The sequence below is a fragment of the Sutcliffiella sp. NPDC057660 genome, from assembly GCF_042800035.1.
GTDB lineage: Bacteria > Bacillota > Bacilli > Bacillales > Bacillaceae_I > Sutcliffiella_A.
On sequence record NZ_JBHVHV010000043.1, the window covers coordinates 1 to 1,665 of the forward strand.

Consider the following 1,665-nt stretch of genomic DNA (forward strand, 5'->3'; position numbering starts at 1 on the left):
GGGAGCCTCCTGATATGAACAAAACTGTCAAGGAGACTGCTCCAAACCCATTTTTTATCCGCCTTTAAGAAACGAAGCATTTACGCTTCTTTTTATTAGATGCTTGATTTGTATGCTGTTAATCATTTTCTCTCCCTTCCGTTTTAACGTAAAACAGATAGGTAAGCACACGGCACGAAGGCAAAAATGTCGACTGCGGTTAGCACTCTGATATCCGTGGGTTCACACATTTTATCTTTCCGTATAAAGGACTGATCCACTAACTCGGCGCGTGCGTTCATCTAATATTCTAGACTAGCACAGAGGAGGCTCGTGGATATTCCTTTCCGGTTTTTATCTTTGCCTTCGAGCCCTAAGCTCAGCTCCGTTTTTATTACATCAATGGCTGGAGGGACAATAAAAATTTCACTCAGTTTAATGCATCAAATTAACGGTTACTCGGCTCAATTTCTTGTGCTATTGCCCATATGAATCCAGCTAATTCTCTTGCGACTGCAGTGACAGCTTTACCACTTTCTTTTCCTTTGGAAATGAGACGGTAGTACTTTTTATGAAGTCGGTTTTGCGCTTTCCATGAGATCGCTTGAATAGAAGGCGAACATCCATGTTGCCTTTGCTTCAGTTTCCCTTTAACGGCAGGCTGATAGCGGTAACTCCATCCGGCTTCGACCAGTAAGCGTCTTAAATGCCGGTTGCCAGTTTTCGTGATTTCGCCCTGATACCTGCGCTCCCCACTTGAGTATTCACTAGGGATTAGTCCTGTATAAGCCATCAGTTGACGAGGCGTACGAAAACGAAGGAATGACCCGACTTCTGCCACAATGCTTGTCGCTGTAATTAGCGCTACACCACGAAGAGACTGCAGCGCTTGAATCATTGGGGCATGAACACCATCTGTCGCTTGTTGCTGAATCTCTTCTTCAAGACGATAAATTCGTTGTTCAAGCTCTTTGAGTTGGTGATAGTACTCTTGGTAAACGGTACGTGTGGCGGCATGATCAAATTTAAGTGTATCCAGCCAATTAAAGTATTTTTTTGTCCACTTATTTACCCCGTCTGGAGGGTGTATCTGATGCCGTAATAGAAATTTGGATAGTCGGTGTTTGGCACGAAGTTCATCTTCTTTCGCATCTTCCCGGCAACGGACCAGATCACGCAGTGCCTCATCTTCTTTGGTAGGTACGTGAATTGGTGTTAGCTCTCCGGCTCTGTATAGCTGAGCGAGTCGGATGGAATCTCTACGATCGGTCTTTACACGTTCGCCAGGCTTTTGCGGAATTAAAGACGGTGCGATGATATCACAATGAACACCCATAGAAACAAGCATACGATAAAGTGGGTAACCTGTTGGACCGGCTTCATAACAGAAAAACAACTGATCAGGATTACCTAGCTTTTTTACTAATTTTCTTATGTCTCCATCAGTATGAGGGATTAACCCCCAATAACGCGGGGCTTCACGTCCTTCATCAGCGATGGCAACCGCAATTTTTTCTTTAGATACGTCTAAACCAATAAATTTTGTGGTATTCTTCATAGTAAGCTAGCTCCTTCCGTAATGTAGCTCTGATTGGGTTTTTGGTTCTCATATTTACCTTTACCCAGTTAACCTACGATGTTACGAGTAAGGAGCTAGTTTTGTTCATGATAACTCGGCTTCGCCTG

1 protein-coding gene is annotated in these 1,665 nt (G+C 43.8%); it reads right to left on the reverse strand.

Annotated elements, in window-relative coordinates; translation table 11 throughout:
- Window positions 1–427 precede the first annotated feature (427 nt).
- The gene (locus ACFVAD_RS24220) at window positions 428–1,537 is read right to left on the reverse strand and encodes an IS110 family RNA-guided transposase (protein ID WP_386646464.1); all 1,110 of its coding nucleotides are present in this window, start codon (window positions 1,535–1,537) and stop codon (window positions 428–430) included.
- Window positions 1,538–1,665: the final 128 nt, after the last annotated feature.

Coding starts and splice junctions, on each gene's coding strand:
- ACFVAD_RS24220 (WP_386646464.1), bottom strand. CDS start 1,537: ATGAAGAATACCACAAAATTTATTGGTTTAGACGTATCTAAAGAAAAA.